Annotated in this window: 27 protein-coding genes and 1 CRISPR repeat array; of the genes, 20 read left to right on the forward strand and 7 right to left on the reverse strand. The window is 68.3% G+C overall.

The features are described 5' to 3' along the window. The first annotated feature begins 49 nt into the window (after positions 1-49). The 8 genes from B8W67_RS05685 to B8W67_RS05705 all read left to right on the forward strand — a co-directional run bounded on the left by B8W67_RS05685 (position 50) and on the right by B8W67_RS05705 (position 2,254). Positions 50-241, forward strand: a complete 192-nt coding sequence (locus B8W67_RS05685; RefSeq protein ID WP_085302745.1) for a hypothetical protein — start codon at positions 50-52, stop codon at positions 239-241. 46 nt (positions 242-287) lie between these two features. Next, a complete protein-coding gene (gene rnhA, locus B8W67_RS05690; protein WP_085302748.1) occupies positions 288-812 on the forward strand; it encodes a ribonuclease HI in 525 nt (174 codons plus the stop codon). 79 nt (positions 813-891) lie between these two features. Continuing rightward, on the forward strand, positions 892-1,164 hold the full coding sequence (locus B8W67_RS05695; RefSeq protein ID WP_085302751.1) for a hypothetical protein: 273 nt from the start codon (positions 892-894) through the stop codon (positions 1,162-1,164). Continuing rightward, complete coding sequence (locus B8W67_RS20500; protein WP_133056060.1) at positions 1,161-1,367, forward strand: hypothetical protein; 207 nt, start codon at positions 1,161-1,163, stop codon at positions 1,365-1,367. The genes B8W67_RS05695 and B8W67_RS20500 overlap by 4 nt, the downstream gene beginning before the upstream one ends. Then, entirely contained in the window at positions 1,364-1,534 is a 171-nt protein-coding gene (locus B8W67_RS20725; RefSeq protein ID WP_163797110.1) for a hypothetical protein, read from the forward strand. The genes B8W67_RS20500 and B8W67_RS20725 overlap by 4 nt, the downstream gene beginning before the upstream one ends. Further along, on the forward strand, positions 1,515-1,709 hold the full coding sequence (locus tag B8W67_RS20505) for a hypothetical protein (RefSeq protein WP_133056061.1): 195 nt from the start codon (positions 1,515-1,517) through the stop codon (positions 1,707-1,709). Before B8W67_RS20725 ends, B8W67_RS20505 begins: the two co-directional genes overlap by 20 nt. 20 nt (positions 1,710-1,729) lie before the next feature. After that, the gene (locus tag B8W67_RS05700; protein WP_085302754.1) at positions 1,730-1,945 is read left to right on the forward strand and encodes a hypothetical protein; all 216 of its coding nucleotides are present in this window, start codon (positions 1,730-1,732) and stop codon (positions 1,943-1,945) included. A 105-nt stretch (positions 1,946-2,050) separates the two neighbouring features. Continuing rightward, positions 2,051-2,254, forward strand: coding sequence for a hypothetical protein (locus tag B8W67_RS05705; RefSeq protein ID WP_085302758.1), 204 nt, complete (start codon positions 2,051-2,053; stop codon positions 2,252-2,254). Between the two features lie 25 nt (positions 2,255-2,279). Here B8W67_RS05705 and B8W67_RS20730 read toward each other — a convergent pair whose 3' ends face one another. Beyond that, on the reverse strand, positions 2,280-2,600 hold the full coding sequence (locus tag B8W67_RS20730; protein WP_163797108.1) for a hypothetical protein: 321 nt from the start codon (positions 2,598-2,600) through the stop codon (positions 2,280-2,282). A gap of 292 nt (positions 2,601-2,892) precedes the next feature. Between B8W67_RS20730 and B8W67_RS20735 the strand changes: the two genes are divergently transcribed. After that, entirely contained in the window at positions 2,893-3,870 is a 978-nt protein-coding gene (locus tag B8W67_RS20735) for an AAA family ATPase (RefSeq protein ID WP_163797106.1), read from the forward strand. Positions 3,871-3,916: 46 nt separating this feature from the next. On the opposite strand, the gene B8W67_RS05715 is transcribed toward B8W67_RS20735, so the two are convergent. The 5 genes from B8W67_RS05715 to B8W67_RS05735 all read right to left on the reverse strand — a co-directional run bounded on the left by B8W67_RS05715 (position 3,917) and on the right by B8W67_RS05735 (position 6,260). Next, positions 3,917-4,111: a hypothetical protein gene (locus tag B8W67_RS05715; protein WP_085302764.1), complete on the reverse strand. Its 195-nt coding sequence runs from the start codon at positions 4,109-4,111 to the stop codon at positions 3,917-3,919. A gap of 246 nt (positions 4,112-4,357) precedes the next feature. Further along, entirely contained in the window at positions 4,358-4,810 is a 453-nt protein-coding gene (locus B8W67_RS05720) for a phosphatase domain-containing protein (RefSeq protein ID WP_085302768.1), read from the reverse strand. Next, positions 4,792-5,067 (reverse strand): hypothetical protein, encoded by a 276-nt coding sequence (locus B8W67_RS05725; protein ID WP_085302771.1) that lies wholly within the window; start codon positions 5,065-5,067, stop codon positions 4,792-4,794. The genes B8W67_RS05720 and B8W67_RS05725 overlap by 19 nt, the downstream gene beginning before the upstream one ends. Before the next feature lie 137 nt (positions 5,068-5,204). Then, a complete protein-coding gene (locus B8W67_RS05730) occupies positions 5,205-5,465 on the reverse strand; it encodes a hypothetical protein (RefSeq protein WP_085302773.1) in 261 nt (86 codons plus the stop codon). Between the two features lie 102 nt (positions 5,466-5,567). Continuing rightward, positions 5,568-6,260, reverse strand: a complete 693-nt coding sequence (locus B8W67_RS05735; protein ID WP_085302776.1) for a helix-turn-helix domain-containing protein — start codon at positions 6,258-6,260, stop codon at positions 5,568-5,570. A gap of 148 nt (positions 6,261-6,408) precedes the next feature. Between B8W67_RS05735 and eccD the strand changes: the two genes are divergently transcribed. Genes eccD through B8W67_RS05755 form a run of 4 tightly spaced genes read left to right on the forward strand, consistent with a single transcriptional unit; the run spans position 6,409 to position 13,145 of the window. After that, complete coding sequence (gene eccD / locus B8W67_RS05740; RefSeq protein ID WP_085302911.1) at positions 6,409-7,926, forward strand: type VII secretion integral membrane protein EccD; 1,518 nt, start codon at positions 6,409-6,411, stop codon at positions 7,924-7,926. A gap of 18 nt (positions 7,927-7,944) precedes the next feature. Next, positions 7,945-9,342: a type VII secretion-associated serine protease mycosin gene (gene mycP / locus B8W67_RS05745; RefSeq protein WP_234806672.1), complete on the forward strand. Its 1,398-nt coding sequence runs from the start codon at positions 7,945-7,947 to the stop codon at positions 9,340-9,342. Then, positions 9,342-11,375 (forward strand): type VII secretion EccE family protein, encoded by a 2,034-nt coding sequence (locus tag B8W67_RS05750; protein WP_085302780.1) that lies wholly within the window; start codon positions 9,342-9,344, stop codon positions 11,373-11,375. The genes mycP and B8W67_RS05750 overlap by 1 nt, the downstream gene beginning before the upstream one ends. After that, positions 11,376-13,145, forward strand: coding sequence for a P-loop NTPase family protein (locus B8W67_RS05755; RefSeq protein ID WP_085302783.1), 1,770 nt, complete (start codon positions 11,376-11,378; stop codon positions 13,143-13,145). Here B8W67_RS05755 and B8W67_RS05760 read toward each other — a convergent pair. Then, positions 13,142-13,507: an HNH endonuclease gene (locus B8W67_RS05760; protein ID WP_085302785.1), complete on the reverse strand. Its 366-nt coding sequence runs from the start codon at positions 13,505-13,507 to the stop codon at positions 13,142-13,144. The two genes, B8W67_RS05755 and B8W67_RS05760, sit on opposite strands and share 4 nt — an antisense overlap. Before the next feature lie 131 nt (positions 13,508-13,638). Between B8W67_RS05760 and B8W67_RS05765 the strand changes: the two genes are divergently transcribed. The 7 genes from B8W67_RS05765 to cas3g all read left to right on the forward strand — a co-directional run bounded on the left by B8W67_RS05765 (position 13,639) and on the right by cas3g (position 23,358). After that, positions 13,639-14,841: a P-loop NTPase family protein gene (locus B8W67_RS05765; RefSeq protein ID WP_085302788.1), complete on the forward strand. Its 1,203-nt coding sequence runs from the start codon at positions 13,639-13,641 to the stop codon at positions 14,839-14,841. Between the two features lie 361 nt (positions 14,842-15,202). Continuing rightward, positions 15,203-15,343: a hypothetical protein gene (locus B8W67_RS20740; protein WP_163797104.1), complete on the forward strand. Its 141-nt coding sequence runs from the start codon at positions 15,203-15,205 to the stop codon at positions 15,341-15,343. Between the two features lie 99 nt (positions 15,344-15,442). Beyond that, positions 15,443-15,837: a CRISPR direct-repeat array (repeat unit 28 nt; unit sequence CTCCTCCCCGCGTAAGCGGGGGTGTTCC). Positions 15,838-16,034: 197 nt separating this feature from the next. Then, positions 16,035-16,694 carry a type I-E CRISPR-associated protein Cas6/Cse3/CasE gene (locus tag B8W67_RS05770; RefSeq protein ID WP_163797102.1) on the forward strand — a complete coding sequence of 220 codons (660 nt, stop codon included), beginning with the start codon at positions 16,035-16,037 and terminating at the stop codon, positions 16,692-16,694. Then, a complete protein-coding gene (locus tag B8W67_RS05775) occupies positions 16,684-16,878 on the forward strand; it encodes a hypothetical protein (RefSeq protein ID WP_085302790.1) in 195 nt (64 codons plus the stop codon). The genes B8W67_RS05770 and B8W67_RS05775 overlap by 11 nt, the downstream gene beginning before the upstream one ends. Before the next feature lie 48 nt (positions 16,879-16,926). Further along, entirely contained in the window at positions 16,927-18,243 is a 1,317-nt protein-coding gene (locus tag B8W67_RS05780; RefSeq protein WP_085302792.1) for a type I-G CRISPR-associated protein Cas7, read from the forward strand. Continuing rightward, on the forward strand, positions 18,243-19,580 hold the full coding sequence (locus B8W67_RS05785; RefSeq protein ID WP_085302794.1) for a hypothetical protein: 1,338 nt from the start codon (positions 18,243-18,245) through the stop codon (positions 19,578-19,580). The genes B8W67_RS05780 and B8W67_RS05785 overlap by 1 nt, the downstream gene beginning before the upstream one ends. A 49-nt stretch (positions 19,581-19,629) precedes the next feature. Beyond that, on the forward strand, positions 19,630-23,358 hold the full coding sequence (cas3g, locus tag B8W67_RS05790; protein ID WP_163797100.1) for a type I-G CRISPR-associated helicase/endonuclease Cas3g: 3,729 nt from the start codon (positions 19,630-19,632) through the stop codon (positions 23,356-23,358). Positions 23,359-23,361 lie beyond the last annotated feature (3 nt).

Here is a 23,361-nt window from a genome sequence, read left to right on the forward strand (position 1 = left end):
CGCCGCGCCCAGCACCGTGGACCCTCGATTGCGATGCGACGGTGGGGATGTGAAACCCGCACTGGACCTCGACGGCCAGCCGCACGCTACCGTCGCTTGGATCGAGGACGCGGGCCACGCCGGGTGGTATCGCATCGGATTCAAGGACGGCACCGTATCGGCGTCGGTCACGTCGACGGAGCTGCAGCGGCGCTACGGCGTGGACCCGTTCGCCAACGTCAACCCGTTCCGCGTGGACTAGCCCACCACCGTCGCGGCCGAATACCCCTCATCAGGAAGGAATCCCCATGCCCACCACCGAGACCGTTACCGTCTACACCGACGGGGCCTGCCACGGCAACCCCGGCCCCGGCGGCTGGGGAGCCGTGCTGCGGGCCAACGGTGACGAGACGCAGCTGGTGGGCGGGGAGAAGCGCACCACGAACAACCGCATGGAGCTGCTGGCCGCGATCACCGCGCTGGAGCACCTGCAGACCCCGCAGACGGTGGTGCTGCACACCGACAGTCAGTACGTCCGCAACGGCATCACCAGCTGGATCATCGGCTGGAAGAAGCGCGGCTGGAAGACCTCGTCAGGCACTGCGGTGAAAAACGATGACCTGTGGCGGCGACTCGACGCTGCCGCCGCGCGCCACACCGTGGACTGGCGGTGGGTGCGCGGCCACAACGGCGACGAGGGCAACGAGCTGGCCGACCGGCTGGCCACCCGCGGCGCGATCGAGTTCGGCGGCTCGTCCGGCCCGCGCCCGCCGCGAAACGGCGGAAGCGGCGGCGGGCGTCCGCATTATCGCCGCGGTGGGCGGCGGCGATGACGGTCGCGTCGGCGTGTCTCGCGCCGAGCGGAGGCATATTGGCCCCGCCCCTGCACACTTGGCGGCACGAGGAGGAGCCATGGACGACAACAACGACGGACTCGCCGGGCGGAGGATCGCGGACTACCGCGACGACGTGCACCAGTGCAACACAGTCGAGGAACTGATCCGCCTGCGGGAATCGGGGTTCCTGGTCGGTGGGTCCGCCGAGCACACGCCGCGGGACTGGACGGGGGAGGAGTCCGCTGCGATCAAGCGCGCGTACGCCAGCGGCGAGTGCGTCGAGGCGATCCGGCGGTGGTTCCCGGCTGAGGCAGACGAGGCCGACGCGTTGAAGCGAGACGAGCGATGACCGCCGACGGCGCGGCCGTGCTCGGCGGAATCTTCACCGTCTGGCTTGTGATCTGCGTTGCGGTCGGCCAGTTCTGTAACTGGATGGATCGAGTGTCGAAGACTCACGAACGGCGTCTCGCCGATCTCCGCTGGGAGCGGCGCATGGCTCATCACCAGAATCCAATTGCAGTATCAGAGAATCCCGGAGGAGAAGCGACGTGAAGCAGCTCAAGGTGACGGTACGCACCGTGGAGACCACCACCTACCGGGTTGAGGTCGACGACGACTTCAACGAAGACGACCTCACCGCGATGGACATCGAGGACGCTCCGGTGACCGACTCCGACATCCGAGATTGGGAGATCGTCGATGTCGAACGGGTCGGCTGACGTGGCCCTGTTCTACGTCGAGAACCGGCAGTTTCCTGAGCTGTCGGCGATGTTCTCTGCTGTCGATGTCGACGACGCGCGCCGCATCTACATCGAGGGCCTGGACCCGTCGCAGTTCGACGCGACCGACTGGAAGACCATGCTCGACACGCTGTGCGTGGCACAGGCGCGATAGCCCGAAGGAGACTGCTGGCCATGTCCGCCAACTACGTTCGCGTCGCCGATCTGACGCCGGGGCAGTACATCGACGCCACTGACCTGATCGCGCGCTACCCAGACGGCCGCGCCGATGACGTGAACACCGTCGGCATCGTCAACCACGTGGCCCTCGCCGGTGGCGACAAGGTGGTGCTGCGCTCGTCGTGCTTCACCGGCGAAGTTCCTGCCGACGCCACTGTGGAGCTGGTCTAGCTGCCGCTGCGGCCGCGCCGCGTTGCGCGCGCAGGCGGTGCTGCGGAAATACTGCGTGTGCCGTGCGGAGTCGCACGGCTACAGCGAGCAGGGGAGCGACGTTCGATGGTTGTCGATCTGGATTTCGAGCGCGGCAAAGTTCTCGTCAAGGACTCCGAGCACATTCTGGGCCTCATCCACGACGTGCTGCTGACGCCGGATCAGGTGCGCGCCGTTGCCCGCAACCTGGAGGCCGAGGGAAAGCACACCGTCGCCGCTGCGGGTCTGTTCAAAGCCGCCGACGACGCGGAGCGCCGCGAACCGGCGTGAGCCAGCGCGAGGTCGGCTGCGACCGTCACCGGTGGCGACGAACGAACTCCGCCAAGGCGTCCAACTCGCGATGCTCGTGCTCGGCCATGCCTGCGTTGTGGCAGCGCACGCGGCGACTCCCGGCGATGTCGGCGAGCAGGGCATCGCGCGAGACCTCCATGCCCGAGGCGAACGAGGCCAGCACCGCGCCGATGGGTCCGGGGGACTGCCACCAGCTGGCGACCGCCACGGCGGTCTCGGGGCTGATCTCGCGGCCAGCGGCGATCGAGGAGTCGATGTCGCGGTGCGCAGCCGCCTCGTCGACCTCGATGGGCCGAGGCACGGATACGCGCACGGTGTCGTTCATCGCTGCTCCTTGCTCGGGTGTCGGAACCAGTGTGCGAGTGGCCTGCAGCGGGGACTGCACGCGGCGCGCCCCGGCACCGCGACACCGCTGCGGGCCGCTACCGTCGTCATCGTTCGCCTCACCGCGCAGGCGACACCCTCGACCGGCAGTCTCGGGCCGCGACCCCGAACACGCCACCGTTGCGAGGCCAGTCCCCTCCAGGGGCACGCGGCGACCCTCTGTCCAGCAGCGGGGCGGTACAGGTCGCGGCTGGTCGATCCGTCCCGCGTGTTGCAGAGAAGGAGGGCCTGCCATGGGCTCCAGTATCAAATCCGCCGCCCGTGAACTGATGGCGGACAACCCAGAGATGAGCTACACCGAGGCGCTGCGCCAGGTGCGCAGGGACTTCTCCGGTGGCGGTGGTGGTGTCGCCGAGGAAGTCACCGGCCAGTCGGAGCGGCAGGACCGTGCCCTTGCCCACGTGGAGTCTCTGGTGATCGGGGAGGATGCCAAGGCCATCGTCTATCGCATCGCCCAGGCGCACCTGCTTGGTCGGGAAATGGACCGCCGAGGTATGAGTATCCAGGTGACTGGCGGCTTGCACGCCCTGCGCACCCCGAAGCCGACCATCGTCTCTGGCCCGTACGGCAGCGGACGAACCTCGACCGCCCTGGCGATCGCGGAGCTTCACGCCGCGTTCCGCGGCGACGGGACGGGCGCAGTGAAGGCCGCGGGACGCTCCGAGTTGGTCGGTAGGTTTGAGGGAGAGACATCGGCCAAAGTCCGCAAGATGTTCTCCGATATGGCGGGTGGCGCGATCGTCCTCGACGACTTCGATGACCTCTATCGCCGGAGCAACTCGGACCCATTCGGTGAAGAAGCTGTGGAGACGATCAACGGCCACCTCGCCGACCGGCAGAACACCACCGCTGTGGTGTTCACCGCGACCACCGCATGGGCCGAGGAAATGGTCGCTAAGCGATCGAGCCTCTACGGGCACGTGAGGCTGGCCGAGCCCACCGCAGCGCAGATGGTTAAAGTGCTGCACCTGCTGGCGGGCCGCCGCGGCCGCTCACTGCAGGTGCCTGACGATCTGCCAGGGCTGGACACGCTGATCGGCTACGGCGGTATGCGCACCGCGGAGCTGATCATCGACTCCGCCTGCGACATCGCCGCTGACCGGATCGGTGCGTCAGAGAAGTCACTGGAGGCGTTGAGCGACGACGAACTCTCCACGCTTACCGCCGCAGACCTGACTGCTGCGGTGGATTCCGAAGTACGACACCTCTAGCCGACCGCGGCCGCATGGGGGCTCCGGCCGCAGCGGCACCTAATCGCTATTGCGGTGGCCAGGTGCCGCTGCCGTCGGGCGTCCACGCCAGTTCGCGGTCGCTGTACTCGTAGATGTTGCAGCTGACCGCGGCGTTGCCCTGGCGGATCGCTGCGGCCTTGGCGTCGTCGAACGAGTCGTACTCCCAGTCGGATTCGTTATCGTCGGCGTCGACGGTGACGTATCGGCGGATTTCAGCCATGGTGACTCCTTCGGATCGGTCGCTCGGGTCGTGCCGACGCTAGTGACGGTGGATTGTGATCGAGCTGCCCGGCGCGGCCACGTCATTCGCACTCCTCGGCATGGCAGTCGTCGCACAGCACATCTTGGATGGTGCATCCCATTGCGTCATAAGTAGTGTCGACCGGCTCGTACGACCATCCTCCGAGATCGCCTCGGCACCGACCGCAGCTGATGCGGCTGTAGCTGTGGCGCAGCTGTGGGTATCTCACGGCACCTCCCATCCGGGCACCACGGTGGTCGGGATACCCAACTGTGTCCACAGCTCCACGATCGACGGGTTGTCGTCGATCGCGTGCACGACGCGGAAGCCGTGGTCAGTGGTGATGATGCGGTGGATGTCGCGCTTGACGTCGACATCGGGACGGAAGTCGGTGTCCCCGCGCATGAACGGACCCAGGTAGGGGACCGGGAGGTGACGATCCAGCCAGCCGCGGGTGGAGTCCTCCCACCGGTACATCCGCGCGGTCACCACCACGATGGTGCGCCCACCGCGGTAGTGGCCTATGACTTCGTCGACCACGAAGTCGTGCGGCGGGCAGTCAGCTGCGCCGGAGTGGAAGGCGTGGAAGTTCTTCGGCCGCTGGTGCACGTGATGGCGGACGCTGGCGACGTCACACAGGGTGCCGTCGACGTCGACGATCACCGCATCGCTCGACACGACACCACCTCCCTCTCGGCGTGTGCCTCGCCGCGCTCACGCTGCGGAAACGTGATGGTGCGGCCCAGGTCGGGGTCGTGACGCTCGCCGACGTAGGTCGGGTGGTGCTGCCAGGTGAAGAAGTCGACGGCGAGCCACAGCAGCGCCGCCGCCATCGCCGCGGCGATGAAACCGACGCGGCTGCCGACGACCAGGCTGCCCAGGGCGGCTCCGGAGCACAGCGCGGTGGCCGCAGCTGTCCAGATGCGTGAGTTCATAGCTGTTGGGTTCCGTTCCTGCATCGGCTGTGTCTCTGTTTTGGAGACTACATCACGATACCGACACGACTGCGCACCGACTCCGAGACCGGCGTGTCCACCGTGGCCGATGCCCGGCTAGTGTCACGTCCTCGCCGTCACTCGACGAGCGACTCGTGGCAGCTGCCGCAGCGCTCCTCGGGGCCTTCCACGCTCACCTCGAAGATCACCTTCGGCCACTCGCTGCTGTCGAAGGTCCGCTCGTTATCCACGTCGATACCGGCTTCGCGCCCTGCCCGGTCGATCAGATCGGGGATGCGCGGACCAGCCTCGTAGTCGACGCCGACGGCCACGGCTGTGCACACCGGGCACAGGGTGTCCGCGTCGTAGGTGTAGCCGACGATGGTGTCTGAGGCCATGGCGGGTGCTCCTTCGGGTCCGGGGGCTCGGGCAAGCTCCAGACTCGGGCACCTCACGGCCGTTGGCGGCCTCGGGCGCGTCCACCGCGCAGGGCGTGCCCGCTAGCTCTCGATGCGTTTGCGCCGCAGCCGCCGCGTGCGGCGCGACTCTGACCAGCGTTGCATGTAGCGCTGCTGCTGTTGCGCGTCGGCGGTGCTGTCCTCGCCGCGCAGCCACTGTGTGTAGTTGCTGGAAGGGTCCGCGGGTGCGAAGTCGTCGGCGACGGCCACGAACGCCTCGTAGACCGGGGCCACCGACGGGTGCAGTTGCTTGCCGGGAAGACAGTTGTCTTCCACCAGCCTCACAACGTAGGGCCAGCACAGCGACGTGGCCGACTCCAGCAGCTTCGATATCTCGCCGCGTGTCTGCTCGAACTGTGAGGAGCGGCTGACCTCGGTGAGTGCGGCGATGAGCCGCTCCACCGCGGCCACGTCCACGTCGACCGGTCGACGGTCGAACTCCGGCGGCTGAAACACCAGTTCATTGCCGGTCGCCGGTGCGGACGGGCGGAAATCGGGGTCAGCGACGATGCGGTCGGCGGTTCCGCTGGCCCAGCCGAGGGCCGCTTCCACCTTGGAGATCACGCGTTCGGAGAAGTTGTCGCGCGTCCCGGACTCCAGGTCCGCCATCACGCGCAGTGACACGTCGGCGGCCTCGGCGAACGAGTCTCTGCTGTGGAATCCGAGGTCGTTGCGCGCCTTCCGAACGGTCGCTCCGAGTCGTTGCCAGCCATCGTCGATCGCACTATCGGTCATGTATCTGCCTCTCGGCGTGCATAGTCAGGTAGTCCGGCAACGCGATGCGTGTTGCCGCTGCGGATGAGTCTGTCATGTCCGTAATCGCTCTGTACATCCGACGCGCCTCCGTCGTCGTTGCACATTCTCGGCAGTGATGCTGTTCGCCATGACGCAATCAGTTTCGGTGCTCAACGACACCACGTTCATCGCCGTGAACGTGCACGCTCACTCCAGCGAGTTTCAGTGCAAGCTGCACGCACACACTTCGATCGCTGCGCTCACCGCCCAGCTGGTCGGCCAGCTCTCCGAACTGGCGGAACGCAAGGCGGTCAAGGACTACCTGGCCACCCGGAAGGTGCAGTGGGCGCTGGAGTACGGCCCCGTACGCCGCCGCCTGAGTCCGGAGACCACCTTGGACGAGGCCGGGGTGCATCCCGGCGCGGACCTCTACCTCACGCAGCGCTCCCGCACCGAGGAGTACCCGGTGCTGCGCGACGACGTCGCCGACGGCGCAGCGGAGGCGTCGAAGAAGTCGTTCCGGGTTCTCGACGGTTCCGACACCCGCCGCCTGGGCGTGGTCGCGCTGCCTTCTGTGGCGGCGGTGCTGTCGGCCATCGGCGTGGCGCAGGTGTTCGCCGTGTCCGAGCAGGCGCGGATTCCGGTGGCGGCCGCGCTGGGGGTGCTGGCGCTGATGTGCACGACGCTGGCCGCGGTGATGTCGCGGATGCGCCGCGAGTACGCCGACGTGTCCGGATCGTTGTCGATCGCCGCCTACATCACGGCCGCGGCCGCGGCTGTGGTCGCCGTGCCGCGCGATCCCGGAGTCTGGCACGTCACCACCGCGGGCGCGGCGGTGGGCGTCTTGGTGGCGGTGCTCGGCCCGGTGACCAAGAACCGTCCCGCGTCGCTTCACGTCGGCGCGGGTGTGCTCGCGTTCTGCGCGGTGTTCGTCGGCGTGGTCCATCTGCTGCTCGACGCCAGCTCACAGTCGGTGGCCTCACAGCTGCTGTTCCTGTCCGTGGTGGCGATCGTGTTCTGCACGCAAATCTCCCGGCAGGTCGGCAACGTGCGCGTCAATCGCATCCCCACCACCGGGGAGCCGATCCTCACCGAGGCCGAGCGCAAAGCCGCCGAGCGAGGCGAGCGCGTCTCCAAGGTGGCCAAGGTTTCGAAGCGATCCACCTCCAGCGTGGCGATCGAAGCCATCCTCAACCAGGAGAACCGGGTCAACACCACGCTCAAGGCGATGATCGGCATGGTCACCGCCGCGGGAATCCTGATGGTCGCCTCGGCAACCGCCCTCGGCTACTTCTCCAAGGACTACGAATGGCACGCGTTCGCGCTGGTCGCTGCGGCGTCGGTGGTCGCGGTGGCGGTCGGCCGGGGCCTGGTGTCCAGGGACGCCTCGCTTCCGCTTCTGGTCACCGGGCCGCTCGCCGCCTGCGGGTATCTGCTCGGGCGGTCGCTGTCGCCGCATCCGGCGGACGCCACCGTGATCGTCGCCGGTGCCGTTCCGCTGCTGATCTTCGTCATCGTGGCGATCATCTGGGCCGTGCGCGCGCAGTCGCTGCACTCACCGCTGAGCAAGCGCCGCCTGGAGATCATCGCCACCCTCGCCGTGATCGGCGTGTTCCCGCTGGTCGTCTTCATCGCTGAGGGCTGGTCCCGCATCCGCAACCGCTGAACGGCAAAAGGAGCCAAGGTGAAACCGAAGCATGTGGCCCGCCGCGCAGCCGCGGTGACGTCAGTGGTCGCCCTGTTGGGGTTGTGCGTGCCCGCGGCCCCGGCGGCGGCGATCACCCCGTACCACTTCAACCCCGACGTGGACATCGCCCCCGAGGACGGCCCGCCGGGACCGGAGTTCCCGATGAAGCAGCAGTACCTGTGCGCTGAGTCGGGGCGGCTGGAGAACTCGCAGTTCGACTCGGTGCCGATCGACACCGTGTGGCAGGTCGACAAGCTGCACAACTTCGCCACCGGCGAGGGGCAGACCGTGGCGGTGATCGACTCCGGGGTCAACCGCAACGACCGGTTGCCGCGACTGTTCGGCGGCGGTGACTACATCATGGGCGGTGACGGGCTGCAGGACTGCGACCATCACGGAACTCTGGTGGCCGGGATCATCGCCGCGCAACGCAAACCCGGCGACGGGTTCGTCGGCATCGCCCCCGGCGTGTCGGTGGTCTCCATCCGCCAGGCGTCGGAGCGCTACCAGGTGGACTCGGCTCAGACCCGCAACGCGCGACAGGCCACCGAGGCGTCCAACGTCGCAACCCTCGCACGCGCCATCGTGCACGCAGCAGCACTCAACGCCACGGTCATCAACATCTCGGTCACCGCGTGCGTTGGCGTTAACGGCGGTGCCGACCTGCGTGAGATGGCGGGCGCGCTGTACTTCGCGGCGGCGGTCAAAGACGCCGTCGTGGTGACTTCGGCGGGAAACCTCGGCGGGGACTGTGCGGCGAACCCCGGACCCGATCCCGCGCACCCCGATGATCCGCGTGGCTGGAGTTCGGTGCAGACGCTGTCTCTGCCGAGCATGTTCACCGACTTCGTGCTCAGTGTCGGCGGCACACGGCTCACCGGAGACCCGTACGTGATGTCGATGCCGGGGCCGTGGGTCACCGTCGGTGCTCCGGCGGTCAGTGTGGTCTCCCTGGACCCGTCCACGATGGACGGCTCACTGGTCAACGCCCAGGAGACCAAAGACGGCATCGAGCCGATCGCGGGCACCAGCTTCGCCTCGGCCAACGTCGCCGGGCTGGCCGCACTGATCCGCCAGCGCCACCCCGACCTGAGCGCGCATCAGGTCATCGAGCGCATCCGGCGCACCGCGCACCATCCGTCGGAGTCGCTGGCGGCCATCCTCGGTGACGGGGTGGTCGACCCGATGGCCGCGTTGACCGCCCCGATCGACGACTCCATCCCCATGGTGGGTCCGAATGTCCCCCCGGTGGCCGCGGTTCCCGGAGAACCGGCGTCCCCCGACGACCACCTGTCCCGCACCGTGGCGTTGGCCACCGTGGGGGTGCTGGCCGGGGCGCTGTTCATCGCGGTGGTGGTGGCCATCGCCCGCGGAGGATCGAAGGAGACCGACTGATGGCCAAGAAGGCACGTACCGCAGCCGCCGCTGAGGATCAGCATCGCGTCGCCGGTCCCGGCCGAACGGTGTTCGCCTACACGCCGCGCAGCGCGATGGCCGCCTCCATGGCGGCGACCACGGCTGCGGCAGCGACCGTGGGCATCAGTCCGGCCGTGGCGGGCGCGGCGGCCGCGGTGTCGGCGTCGGTGTTCGGGATGCGGTTCGCGGGCCGCACCGTGGGTCAGTGGGTGGCGCTGCGGCGTGAGTCGCGCACACCTTTGGAGCAGGCGGTGCTGTTCGCCAACGACAAGGTCGGCATCGTCTTCGACGGCACGACCGCGACGGCGTTCGTCGAGATCACCCCGCGGCCGTGGCAGATCACCTCGGTCGGGCCGACGGGGGAGAACCAGTCCCCGGTCATCTCCGCCGATGTGCTGCGCCGTCAGCTCGAACAGTACGACCTGCGGCTGTCGGGCATCGACGTGGTCTGCGCCGGGTACAAATTCGCCTCCCGCGACCACGCGTCGGCCACCTTGGACACGCTGATCGGTCCGGTGTCGGTTCCGCTCGGCGGGGTGACGGTGGTGGCGGTGTCGATGGCCCTCGACGCCGAGACGATCGACCCGTCGTACCGGCGCACCCAGCGCGGGTCGCTGCACGTGGGTTTCGCCCAGGCGCTCACCGTCGCCGCGACGCGGGTCATGTACTCACTGGCCGAGAAGGGATTCGGCGGCAAGCTCATGGACGCCACGCGGGTGCGCGGCTTCCACGACACCGTGCTCGCACAGGTGTCACGTCCTCTGGCGAGCCCAGGTTGGCGCAACTGCGGACCCCGCAGCGGGGTGCACACCCGCAGCTACGTCCCGGCCCGCGGGCATTGGAACGCCGAGTCCGCCGGGGCCTGGAACCATCTGCAGTCCCACCGCCAGTACACGTCGCTGTCACTGTCGCCGGTCGGCGGCGGGCAGGCACTGGCGCAGCCTCTGATCACCTACCTGGTGCGCGGCTCGGAGACGTTCGACAAGACCTCGGGGTTCGGCCTCAAGTCGGCATCCGGGCAGCAGGTGGCCGCACTGGAGCGCTGCCTTCCGGTCGCGTCGCGCACCACGCTGCGCTCACCGGGGGCGATCATCGGTGAGCGCCACCGCCTCGGATTCGGCATCCCGGCCGGGGGAGCGGGGCTGTTCGTGGGCAGCCGCCCCGACAAGACCCGCGTGTTCGTCGCCTCACCGCCAACCGAAGAACCACTGTGGGTGTTCGGTCCGCAACTTTTCGCTCTGCAGATGGTGGCGCGGCTGTCTACTCAGGACCGCCGCATCGCCGTGGTGATCGACGACCCCGCGTGGGAGGCCCTGGTAGCCCACCGCGCCGCACCGTCGCTCAGCATCGGCGTGGAGAACCTCCGGATGGCCGACGTCCTGGTGTGCACGCCCGCGTTCTGGGAGCGCAACCGCGCACGCTGCGAAGGTAAAGCCATCGTCCTGGTTGCCGAGGACGATCCGGGTACGGCCGCGGTGAACAGCATGAAGGTCATCAGCCACGAGGGGCGTTCGATGATCCAGGTCAAGGTCGACAGCGAGACCACCGACGTGATCTGGGAGCTGACGTCCGCGGAGCGCCGCGTGCTCATCGGCGACGTTGCCGCCGCGGGCGGTGTAGGCGATGACCAGCCGACGCTTCCGGGCATGGTGAGCCTGCCTTCGCCGACCAAGCCCCGGCGCGTCAAGCGAGAGACCGCGCCCGCCCCGCGGGTGCGCACCGTGGGCCAGGCCGCGGCCCCCGGCGAGGCACCGCCGCCGCAGGCGATGCCGAAGAAGCCGCGGGTCGCGCCCAAGAGGGATCGCGGCGGTCCGCTGTCGCCGCCGAAGACTCCGGTGGTCACCCCCAAGCCAGCGGAGACGCCGAAGCCGCGCGCCCCCAGGCATGCCAAGAAGGAGCGTCCGGCACCGCCGCGGGTTCCGGTCCAGAAGACGGTGGTGCAGCCCAAGGACAATGGGAAGGGCGGCCGCAACCGGGGCGGCGGATCGGACAAGGGCGACAGGACCGGTTAGATGAGTATGCGCGACACCAGTGGCTTCTCCCAGGCGTCGCACCAGTCGCAGGCACTGTGTTTCGCCACGCTGGGGTCGGCGGGGCTGCTCGCGCCGATCACGCAGTGGGGCTTCGCGTCACCGGTGCGGTATCTGGCATCTTGTGCGGCCGCAGCGGCGGGTATCTGGCTGTGGTCGCGCGCAGCTGATCATTGGCGCAAGCACAAGCTGCTGCTGGCCGGGGTGGACCCCGACGAGGTGGATTCACCGGCGACGATTCTGAGCCAGCTGCCCGGCGAGCAGGCCCGCGACCGCCAGATCGCCCGGCTCATCGAGGTGGCTGACTCCCGGTTTCCCGGCAAGCTCGCGCTGAGCCCCGACAGCATCGAGTTCGACGACGTCAAGGGCAAACGTGAGCTGGTCTCGTGGGGATTCTCCTGCGTGGAGCCGGGGTTTCTCACCGACTCCGCGGTGCAGAAGCGGCTGCAGTCGACGTTTGCGAAGACTCTCGGCGGGGTGTGGAAGTTCCGCTTCGACGTCACCGAGGACCGCTTCGAGGGCAGCCGCAAGTCCGGACTGCCGAAGTTGGCGTTCCCGCCGAAGTGGCCGGTGGTCAAAACGGTGGAGGAGGCCAAGCGTCGCTATCCGGGCTGGCAGCTGAAAGTCGGCGTCACCGAGGATGGTGACCTGGGTTTCCGCATGGACAAGATGCCGCACCTCAAGGTGATCGGCGAGACCGGCTCCGGAAAAAGCGTAGCGGTTCGCTCGTGGCTGGAGCAGCACCGAGCGGCCGGGTGGATGCTTCTACTATGTGATGGCAAGGGGGCCGACTACAGCGGCTACATCACCCCCGACCCCGCCGACAACGGCTTGCCGGTGCCCGGAACCGTGGCGGTCGGCCTGGGTTCGTCGAGTAAGGGCATGAGCTATGTGGGCACCATCGTGATGGCCTACCTGATCATGCAGGACCGCCAGCAGGGATCGGCCGAGGCCAAGGCCGCCGACCCGGAGAACTGGAACAACTTCATCCCGGTGCTGCTGGTACTCGACGAGATCAAGGGGATGCGCGAGAAGTGGCGCAGCGCGCTGAGCAAGGACGACGCCAAGGCGGTGGAGTCCATGGTCACCGAGATCACCGCCCTGGGCCGCGAGCTGCGCGTGCATGTGCTGCTGGTGTCCCAGGACGCGCGTGATGTGTCGATCCCGGCCACGTGGTCGTCGAACCTGCCGCTGTCGATCTCGCTGGGCAAGCCCAAGCCGATGACGGTGAGCAAGGCGTTCGACGAGTCGGTGCGCCCGAAGGTGCAGATGCTCTCGGAGTCGATGGACCCGAACCAGAAAGGCCGCTGTCTGATCGCAGCGATCGACCCCGAGAGCGGGGCGGCCGACGTGCTGGAGTACCAGGGCTACATCGGCTACAGCCCCGGTGAGAGCTGGAACAACCCCAGCCTCCCCCCGCAATGCGCGGAGCCGCAGAATTGGCCCGCCTTCAAGGCGCAGGTGTCCGACCGGGTGCCGCGGCTCTACACCCGGCAGTGGTTCAAGATCGACGAGCCGTCGGAGGCGCAGCGGGAGAAGGAAGAAGCCGAGGAGTGTCCGCTGGGCTACATCGACTTCGACATGTTCACCGTGGAGGAGTTGAAGCAGATGGAGCTGGTGGCCCTGGACACCCGCCACAGCAACGGCGACATCGTTCCCAACCCTGACGTGGCCCGCTACGACCCGGCCAGCCCCGACTACGTGTGCCGCCCTCCGGTGCGCAAGTCCAAGGTGGCCAAGGCCGAGCTTTAGGGCTTCGCGATGGCACGCACTAGTTCCCCGGCAGCCAGCGGCGACAGCTCAACCAGCTTGTTGCATCGCTTCCGGTGCGCCCAGCGCAGATTGTCGGGCCGGTCAAGCCATTCCGGCGTGAGACGCCAACGGCGGATGCCCTCCCCGAACGGGATTCGGTGGCAAACCTGCAGGGGATTGTCGGATGTCGGCGGCTCGCCGCACACGGCGCAGGCCGCGTCGATGCCGGGGTCTGCCATGTCCCGGCGCGGGTAGCGCACCGGCATCCGCCGCAGGTAGGTGGCGTACTCGTCGTCAGTGAGGAAGGCGCGGCCGTCGAATCCGGTGTTGGCGAGCGGCAGGGGCGGGATGTCGGGCTCCATGCGCGCCGACGGTACCGACGCGCCCCGCCCCGCCGAGGCGGTGGCGCGGTGTCACTGTGGCGGCTGTGCGGTGAAGTGGCGCGGAATGGTTCCGCTGTGGATGCCCCGGCCGCGTGAGGAGTGAATCTGTCATGTCCGATTCGATGATCGACGTTCCCGCAATTCCCGACCTGGCGTTCCCGCCCCATTGGTCGGTGCCCCAGAGTCTCGACGAGGCCAAGCAGCGGTACCGCGGCTGGGAGTTGAAGCTCGGCGTTAACAGCGATGGTGAGGTGGGTGTGCGTTTGGACCGTACACCGCACCTGTTGGTGGTGGGCGGTACCGGTTCGGGCAAGGGCGCTTTGGTGCGCTCCTGGCTGGAGCAGTTCCGCGCGTCGTTGTGGACGCTGATTCTGGCCAGCGACACAGGCACGGGCATCGCCGGTTACCTCTCCGACGGCCGTTCGGGGTCCGGGCTTCCGGCTGCCGGGGTGGTGGCCCACGGCTTGGGAACCTCACCCGCCGGAATGAGTTTCGTCGGGTCCATCGTCACGGCACACCGGATCATGCAGGATCGTCAGCGGGTCGCCGTCGATGCGAAATGGGCCGATCCGGAGGGATGGGACCAGTACGCGCCGGTGGTGCTTGTGCTTGACGACATCGGGGTGATGCGCCGCAAATGGGGTGCGCAGCTGCCCCGCGCAGAGCAGCGGGCGATCGAATCCATGATCACCGAAATCCTCGTGCTCGGCCGCGAACTTCGGGTGCACGTCGTGCTGGTGTCTCAGGACGCTCGCGACGTGTCGGTCCCGGCGACGTGGTCGTCGAACCTCCTGGTGAAGATCGCGGCGGCGCGGTTCTCTGAGATGACTGCGGCCAAGATTTTCCCGGATACCGACCGCCACGCAGCGAGGTTGGCGAAGAATGTCGGCGCGAACGGGGCGGGGGCGTTCGTGGCCAGCATCACCGACCCGAACACCGGCGAGTCCCGTGTGGAGGTGCTCCGCAGCTACCTCAGTTACGCGCCGGGCTGCAGCTGGAGCAATCCCGCTCTCCCGTCGGCGTGTGCCGAGCACTGGCCGCCCTTCGCGGCCGCGGTGTCGGATCGGGTTCCGAGGGTCTACTCGCGTTTGGGGTTCAAGGTCGAGGAGCCGCCGGATGGCGAGACTGTCGACTTCGATCAGTTCACCGTCGCCGAGCTGCAGGCACTGGAGCTTGTCACCTTGGACATGCGCGGCTCCAGCGGCAAGATCGTGGCCGCCCCCGAAATGGCCAAATACGACCCGCTCAGCGGGCACTACGTGTGCCGCGCCGATGACGCGGGTCGGGCTCGGGTTCCTGTCTTCGAGATTTAACGGCGGCCGGGCGGCGGGGTCGGCCATGCGACGTGGGGTGGCGGCGGCCCTCCTCGCCGCCTCAGCCGCGGCGGCCGCCGCCGCCGCCGCTGTCGCGTCGCCTCCGGAGGTGTCGGCCGCTAAAGAGTGCACGCCGCACTGGAGATGGTCCGACGCTGCGGGCGATACCTGGAAGTTCACCCGTTGCGCTGAACTGATCACTGTGGTCCGAGACGGCGGCCCGTTGGGGGCGTGCACCCTGACGTACCCGCCCGGCAGCAGGTGGAGCGGCCCAGACGATCTCTGCCGGTATCCAGGGCCGCGGTGACCCGGACGCGCCTCGACCCCGCGGCGGGGCCCCGCGGTGGCAACGTGCATGTGCATGAGCATCTACGACGATGAGGGTGACGTCTTCGACGAGCCCGACTACGAGGCCATCGCCGAGGCGCGGGCTGAGGCTCGGGCTGAGCGCATGGCCGAGATCGCCGAGGCGCAATACGAGCGCTCCATCTACGGCGACTGACGCCCAGCTGCTTGACATGTCGCGGTTATAGAGACAGTATGGGTGTCACAACTGAATGAAAACAGCTCCGGTCGCGTGTAACGGTGCAGGTCAAGAAGTCTCCTCCCCGCGTAAGCGGGGGTGTTCCTGCGAACCCGCACCCCTTCGGGGGTCATGGCGACTCCTCCCCGCGTAAGCGGGGGTGTTCCCAGCAGCCCGCCCGACGCGCTGCGGCTGGACACCTCCTCCCCGCGTAAGCGGGGGTGTTCCCAAGCACTTGATCGCTCGCCACGCTGACAAAGTCTCCTCCCCGCGTAAGCGGGGGTGTTCCGCGCGAGGGCCAGCACCCGCTCAAAGTGGAAGCCTCCTCCCCGCGTAAGCGGGGGTGTTCCGTACGCCCCGGCCAATCCAACCCAACCGATCGGCCTCCTCCCCGCGTAAGCGGGGGTGTTCCGCAGCACGACGTCGAGGTAGATGCCATTCAGGTCTCCTCCCCGCGTAAGCGGGGGTGTTCCACCGCCAAGCACGGCGGCCCCGGCACCGGTCCGTGTTCCCGACGCACGTTACGTGTACGTCACCTTCGCCACGCCTGCAACCGTTTTCGTCCCGAAAACCCGTCCCGAAAACAGTCGGTCAGGTCTGGGCGAGTTTCTCTCGGCGTGTCGCGCCCGGATGTAGTTGCCGGGTGCATAGTGCATGTAATGTCCGAGTCGTGATTGTCGCCAAAACAGAGACACGTGTAGATGCGGTGCACGCCGACGGCGCTACGGCGCTGAGCTACCGCCTCCCCGCCGACCGGGCGCTGCTGCGCGCCGCCGCCCATGACCGCGACCTGGGCCACCGCTTCGTGGCCAGCAGGTTCCCCGACGATCTCGGCGGTCCGCCGCTGGAGCTGTGGCGCATCGGCGACGGTGAGTTCACCGTGGTCTCCACCGTCGCCCCCACCGGATTCGTCGGCACCCCGCTGCCCACCGTGGGCCTCGGCGAGCGGCTGAGCATCGCGGTCACGCTGGAGGCGGTGGCGCGCCGCTACCCGCCAGCCGAGGTCGACCCCCGCGTGACCTCCGCGCTGCTGCGGAACGGCCACAATCCGCCGAGCGACCTGCACGGCGGCCGCCGGGTCCGCGTGCCCGACGCGGAGCTGCCCGGCTGGGTCAGCGTCCAGCTCACCAAAGCAGGGCTCGAACCCGCCGCTCTCACCGAAGTCACACGCAGCCGAGCCCTGCGCCGCGGGGCGACCATGCACCTGGCTGAGGTGGCCGCCGCGGTCACCGTCACCGACGCCGCCGCCGCGAACCTGGCGCTGGCCACCGGAATCGGACGCGGCCGCGCGTTCGGCGCGGGATTGATCGAGGTGACCGATGTGCACTGACGACACGGAACTGGCCGCAGGTGACGACGCGCCGACCGGGCGGCACGCCCGCTGCGAGGCCGTCACCGACATCGGCGCGATCGCGCGCAACGGCGGCGGCCAGTGCACCAAGGTGGCTGGCCACGACGGCGACCACCGAAACTCCATCGGCCTCACCTGGTATCCGGGCCGACCCGACAGCTAGGCCCTTACGTCCCACACCAAGCGACCATCGACAAGGAGAAACACCATCGTGACCACCATCAAGAACCCGGCCGACTTCGACCTGTACGGGGCCATCGGCACCGTGACCGAGCTGGTACCGACCACTGGACGCAACTCACCCGTGGCCCCAGCGACCTACAGCGTCGACAAGGGCAAGGAAAAGCCCACCTTCGAGGACAAGATCGCCATGTCTTACGGCGTTCCGATCCCGATGCGCGACTCCAGTGGTGAGTTCGACGAGATCATCCGCGACGCCGACGGTAAGCCGAAGACCGGCATGGCGGTGATGATCAACGGCGAAGCGGCCGAAGCGCATCGGCTCTCCGAAGCCCTGTTCGACGTCGACGGTATCGACTGGGGCGGAATCTTCGTCAATCCTCCGGACCGCGAATACATCGCCGCGCTGATCGGGAAAGTGAACGGGTTCACCGGGCCGGACATCGAGACGCAGGTCGAGGTCGCCATCGCCAAGATCGCCGACGCGACCGCGTCGAGCTGGACGGCGAGCCACCGCCACGTCGATGCGGTGATCCGCTACGCCATCGACCCCGAGACCGGCAAGCAGCTGTGGAGCGGCGGCAGCTCGCTCAAGCGCGACATCATCCTCGCCGACGCGCTGTGCGACTCCACCTGGCTGATTCGCAACGCCTTCAACAGTGCACTGTTCGGATTCTGGAACTCCAACTCCGGAACCGGGGTTCGCGCCAAACTGGCTCGCGGAATCTCCGCCAGCGTCACCGGATTCGGCTCTCATCTCGTGGCCACCGGCACGACCAAGGGGTCGGTGATCGGCGATGTGTACAACGACTTGCTCATCGGCTTCGACAAGCACGGCCAGCTGCAGCTGCTCGACAAGAAGCCATCGAAGGGCGACTACCGCCCGTCGGTGCAGGGCCTGGGCACCGTGCCCGGCCCGGTCGGGGCGTCGGCCATCTCCTGCGAGACGATCCTGCGGCGCAGCTCGCTGTCGCTGGCTGGGATGCGTCGCATCCGGTTCGCCGACGACCCCGACTCCGCCAAGCGCACCGCGGCGGTGCGGGCACTGGCGGCTGCCGGTATGTACGCCACCTCCGTGGTCGCCACCGAGGTGTCGTTCCTGCGCTCGGGCACCACGCTCAGGCCGCAGTCCACCGTCTGGCCCGCGCACACCACCGCGGGGGAGAAGTCGCTGCTGGAAGTCGACTCCGACTCGGCGCGCGACGTGCTGCTGGCGGCGATGGACGACCTCGACCGGCTCGGTCTCGGGCAGGCTGAGCCGATCCAGCTGAGGCACTCCGACGCAGTGCTGGAGCTGATGATCAAGTCCCTCGCCGCGAAGAAGTCCGAGGGAGAGAGCGACAGCTGATGGCTCTCGATGTCACGATCCGTCTGCACAACAACACCTTTCGCGGACGAGCCGGTGATCCTGACACGACCGCCTGGCCCCCGTCACCGGCCCGGCTGATCGGCGCGCTGCTGGCCGGGGCGCACGCGTTGCGCCCCGTCCACGGTGAACCGGACGCACTCGCCGACTCGGCGGTGGCGGCGGTAGAGGCGCTCACCGCGGCTCCGCTGCCTGCCGTCGTCACCGGAAGCGAGCCGGTCGAGATGGCCGGTAACACCGCCTGGTTCACCACGAAGTCACCGTGGACGGTGAAGCTGGCCGAGAAAGACCGGTCCGGAAAGGAAGCGACACCGGCCGAACTCGCGAGTGTGATTGAGCCGGTCCACAGCGTCGACGCGCGCAACAAGGTCGTCAAGTCGCGCACCCTGTCGCTGTTGACCGGCTCCAATGTGATCCGCTACCTCATCGACACCGAGGTTCCGGGGCCGTCGCTGGCGGCATTGCGTTCCGCCGCTGAACTGATCGGCCACTTCGGCTCGGCCACCGACATCGCCACCGTGACCGTTGCGGACCACCGAGCCGGTCTCGATGAGTTGACAGCGCAGGTCGACGCGGACGAGACGGTGTGGGTTCCCGAGCGCAGCGGCGCAGCTGGGGTGCTGGTGCGCGGATGGACCCCGGCGACGGTGAGCTTCTACGACGACATGTTCGCCGACGGCGGGGCGGCGCTGCGGGGCGACCCGCGCGTTCCGATGGTCCGATACCGGCCCATCGGCCCGCCACCGCCGCCGTTGCCGTCACTGATCGTTCGCCCATTCACCGGCGGTGTCCGGTCGATGAAGGAGTTCCCGGCCATTTACGCGCAGACCGCCGAGCTGCTCGACGGTCTCGACGTAGACGTGCATCCGGCGCTGGACCGCAACCGCGAGGGCCGGGTACGTGGGCTGATCCTGGGCGGGGCCGACCGGGACGAGGCGGTGGTGCGGCTCGACGGGCTTCTCGACCCGGACGTGGCCGACGGCTACGCGGCCCTTGACCCCGATACCTGGTCCGGCCCATCGAGGCAGTGGGAGTCGGTCACCTCGCTGGTAGCGCACCACGACCCGTTCATCGCCCGCGGCGAAGTGGAGGTGTTCCTCTCCGATGTGGGGCTGCGCCTGGCGGCGATGACCGCGTCGCCCTGGAAGCAGTTCCAGTCTCCGGCCCACGGCATCGGTGCCGGTTACAGGCACTGGTACGTGACCGCAACCAGTGACGAGCCGCTGGCGGGGCCGATCCGGGCGGGACGGTTCCCCGAGACCGGAGCCGGGCTGCTGGCCCCGGTACGCGGCCGCCGCACCCACGCAACGGCCACCTGACGCCCACCGCCCACCGCCTCCGACAACCACCACCATGAACGGACAACCGATGAGCTTCCCCAGCTTCGACGAGTTCTTCACCGCGGTGCTCGGATACGCGCCGTTTCCCTGGCAGCGGCGTCTCGCCGACTTCGTGGTCGCCCACCGGGAGTTCCCGGATTCGGTGACCGCGCCCACCGGCCTGGGCAAGACCTCCGCGATGCTCGCCCACACCTACGCGCTGGCGCACGACGTAGCCCACAACGGGGTGAAGGGCCGCAGCTACCCTCTGCGGTTCTTCCACGCCGTGGAACGTCGCGTGGTCGCCGACGACGCCTCCGAGACCGCTGAGGCGATCGCGGCCGCGGTGAACGGGGCTGACAGCTCCGACCCGGTGCTCGGACCCATCCGCGCCGCGCTGGAAGCTCTGGTGCCCGAGGAGTTCCGCGACTTCGAGCCGGTGATCGCGGTGGGCGCGTTCCACGGCGGCCGACGCGACGCGGGTGACTGGCTTCGGCCTATCGGCGCGGTGATCGCGTGCGCCACCGTCACCCAGGTGGCCAGCCGCTTCTTCTTCCGCGGCGTCACCGTGAGCCAGACCATGCTTCCCATGCACGCCGCAGTTGTCGGGATGGACTCCGTGGTCGCCGTGGATGAGCCGCACCTGTCGGTCCCGGCCATCACCGCGATGCGACAGGCCGCGACCGTGCAGCGCGACGGTGCGCTGATCCGCAGCGGCGTCGGCGACGAGCCGCCGGTCCCACTGCCCACGGTTCCGGTGAGCCAGGTGGTGATGTTGGGGGCCACTCCACCGGCGGGTGTCGAACTCGGCACCGCCTGCGGCATCGACGACGAGGACCGCGCCCACCCGGTGGCGGGACGCCGCATCCGCGCAGCCAAGACGCTGCAGCTGCACCAGGCTGAGGCTCGTCAGGGAGACCAGTTGGTGGGCTCGATCGCCGCCGTCGCCCTGGATGCCGCCGAACGCGACCTGGCGCGTGGGGATGACCCGGTCGGCGGGACCGACGGCATTCTGGTGTTCTGCAACTCAGTCGGGATGGCTCGCGCCGTGTACGCCAAACTGCTCAAATCCACCACCAAGACTGACATCGCGGTATCACTCATCCACGGCAAAATGCGCAGCGGCGACCGAGCCGATCAGCCGGTGGCACGCGGCGTGATCACCGTGACCACCCAGGCGCTGGAGGTCGGCGCAGACTTCGACGGCTTTGAGGTCATCACACAGCCGTGCTCGCTGTCGGCGCTGGTGCAGCGGGCTGGCCGCTGCAACCGCCGCGGTGACATGCCCGCGGCGCAGGTGGTGATGGTCGCCGGGCCGCCCCCGAAGAAGACCACCACCGTGAAGGATCGTATGAAGGGGGCCGGTCTCGACGAAGCCACCCGCGCCATCTACGGCGAACTGGTCGGCGAGCCGATCACGATCGAAAAGCTGGACAAGGACGGCAACCCGAGGCTCACCGAGAAGGGTGAACCTCAGTACGACGTGGTCCAGTGGGGCGAGGCCGCGGCACTGCTCGATGCGATCGAGACGATCTGCGGTGACAGTCCGGTGCCGTTCGGCCCCGACGACTTGGCCGCGTTCATCGAGAAGGTGACCGCGCTGGTGGGCGACATCCAGCCGCCGCTGTCGCGCACCAGCCGGTTTCACGTCGACATGGCCCGCTACCTGGCCCGCACCGACCCACCCGCACCGTTCAATGTGTCGGTGCTGCTCAATGGGCCGGAGACCGATCGCAGCCTCGACGTGACCGTGGCGTGGCGGCGTGACGACACCCTCGATCTGCTTGCCGACGCGTCTGTGATGGACGCCGAGACCGTCACGGTGCCGATCATGTCGCTGCGGGAGCTGCTGCGCACCGCGGAGGGGGAGACGGCGACTGCGAGCAAAACCCGCATGAGCGACCTCGACGTCGGTGAACATGTCGACGAGAAAGCGGCTTTCGTCGGTGCGGGCACGCTGCGGCGGGTGCGGGTGCGCGGAGGTGACGGCACCTGGTCTGTTCCCGAGAGGATCGGTGACATCAAGCCGGGAACGCAGCTGGTCCTGGCAAGCTCGATCGGCGGCTACGACGAGACCGGATTCCACATCCCGAAGCCCAAAGACATTGGTCCGGTGGATGACATCAGTGCAGCCGTGGCCGTCGCCGGAGGGCAGGGCCGGTTCATCGCCGACGGTGACTTGCACAGCACGTTGGAGGCGGCGTTCAACGACGACGCCGAGGTGCAGGAACTGGCCGATTCCGCTCGTGAGCGCTACGCGGTTCCCGACGATGTGGAGGTGACTGTCCTTCCGACGTCCCGGTACAGCAACGGAAGCGATGAGCCCCAGCTGTGGTTCGTGGTGATCATCGGAACCACCGTGGGCCAGTTCACCGACGGTGCCCGCACCCGGTGCGCACAGCTGGGGGAGCACGGCCACCAGGTAGGTATCTGGACCGCCGCGGCGGCCGCGGTGCTGCCGCTCGACGATGATGTGGCGGCTGCTTTGGCCGAGGCCGGACACCGCCACGACGACGGCAAGGCCGACCCGCGCTTCCAGCGCGCCTTGGGCACCACCGGCGACCCCGCGAAAGTCGCGATGGCCAAGAGCCGCGTGCGGTCCAGCACGGAGCGGCAGCGGATGCGGGAACAGGCCGGGCTTCCGCGGACCTGGCGGCACGAAGTGGTCAGCGTCAGCGATATTGCCGACGACCTCACCGCGCACGTGGTGGTCAGCCACCACGCCCACGGCCGCCCGGTGATCATCCACACCGACAGCACCGCCGACCGTTGCGGGGACGCGCGCATCTCCTCGCACGCTGAGACGTTCGCCCGGCTCGGCGACCGCTACGGGCAGTGGGGGCTGGCGCTGCTGGAGACGGTGATGCGCTGGTGCGACCACCGCGCATCGAAGTATCCATGGTCGCCCGTGCAGGCGCGCGCCGCCGGTGCACCGGTCACGATGTCGGCTCCCGACCCACTGACCACCCCGGAGCGGTTCACCGAGCCGGAGGTGGCCCACACGGTGCGTCTGCCGGGGCTGTTGTCGTCACCGCTTGCCGGTGTGCTGGCGGCGGTGGGCCTGTTGGACGTCCTGGAGAAGTCCGGCACCCAGGCGTGGCTGCGCTGGAGCGGCGACGACGGCTGCCCCGAGATCGGCTGTGACAGCGACATCTCCGCGATGATCGCCGAGCTGAGGCGCGATCCGAAGACGCTGCACATGATCGACGAAACCTTGAAGGAGCGCGGGGTCGGCAAAGGGCTGGAAATCGCGAAGGGCAAGGTTGACGACCCCGATTCGGTGACCGCTGGTCTGGCCGACACTCACCCTTTGCGCACCCTGCTGCCGGGTGTGACGAAACTTGACAAAGGTCAAGAGTCGATGTCAACGGTGGGAATCCACAACAACAGCACCGTGTTCACCGGCCTGATCGAACGGGATGCGGGAACCGACGCGTTCTTCTCCGCCACGACCGGATTCGAGGATGTGTCCGCCACTGATGTGAAGTGCGGTGGCATCGACACCGACCGCAACTCCTACCCGGCGACGGTGACTCGCCCCGATCTGCTGGCGTGGGCGATGGACGGCTCGCTTGCGATCGGTTGGGCACCGGACGCGGCCGGGTTGCATTACGGCCGAAGTTTCGCGGTTCTTCCGACACCGACGAGGTGGACCACCGTGGCCGGATACCGGGCGCTGGTGCTCGCGGCGGCAGACCGCGGCCCGCACGCGACATGGCGCAGGGTCGACCCGCGGGGGTCGGACAAGATGCGCGTGTGGGAGCAGCGGCAGGGCTGAGAC

The sequence above is a fragment of the Mycolicibacillus koreensis genome (genome assembly GCF_002104795.1).
GTDB classification, from domain to species: Bacteria; Actinomycetota; Actinomycetes; order Mycobacteriales; family Mycobacteriaceae; genus Mycobacterium; species Mycobacterium koreense.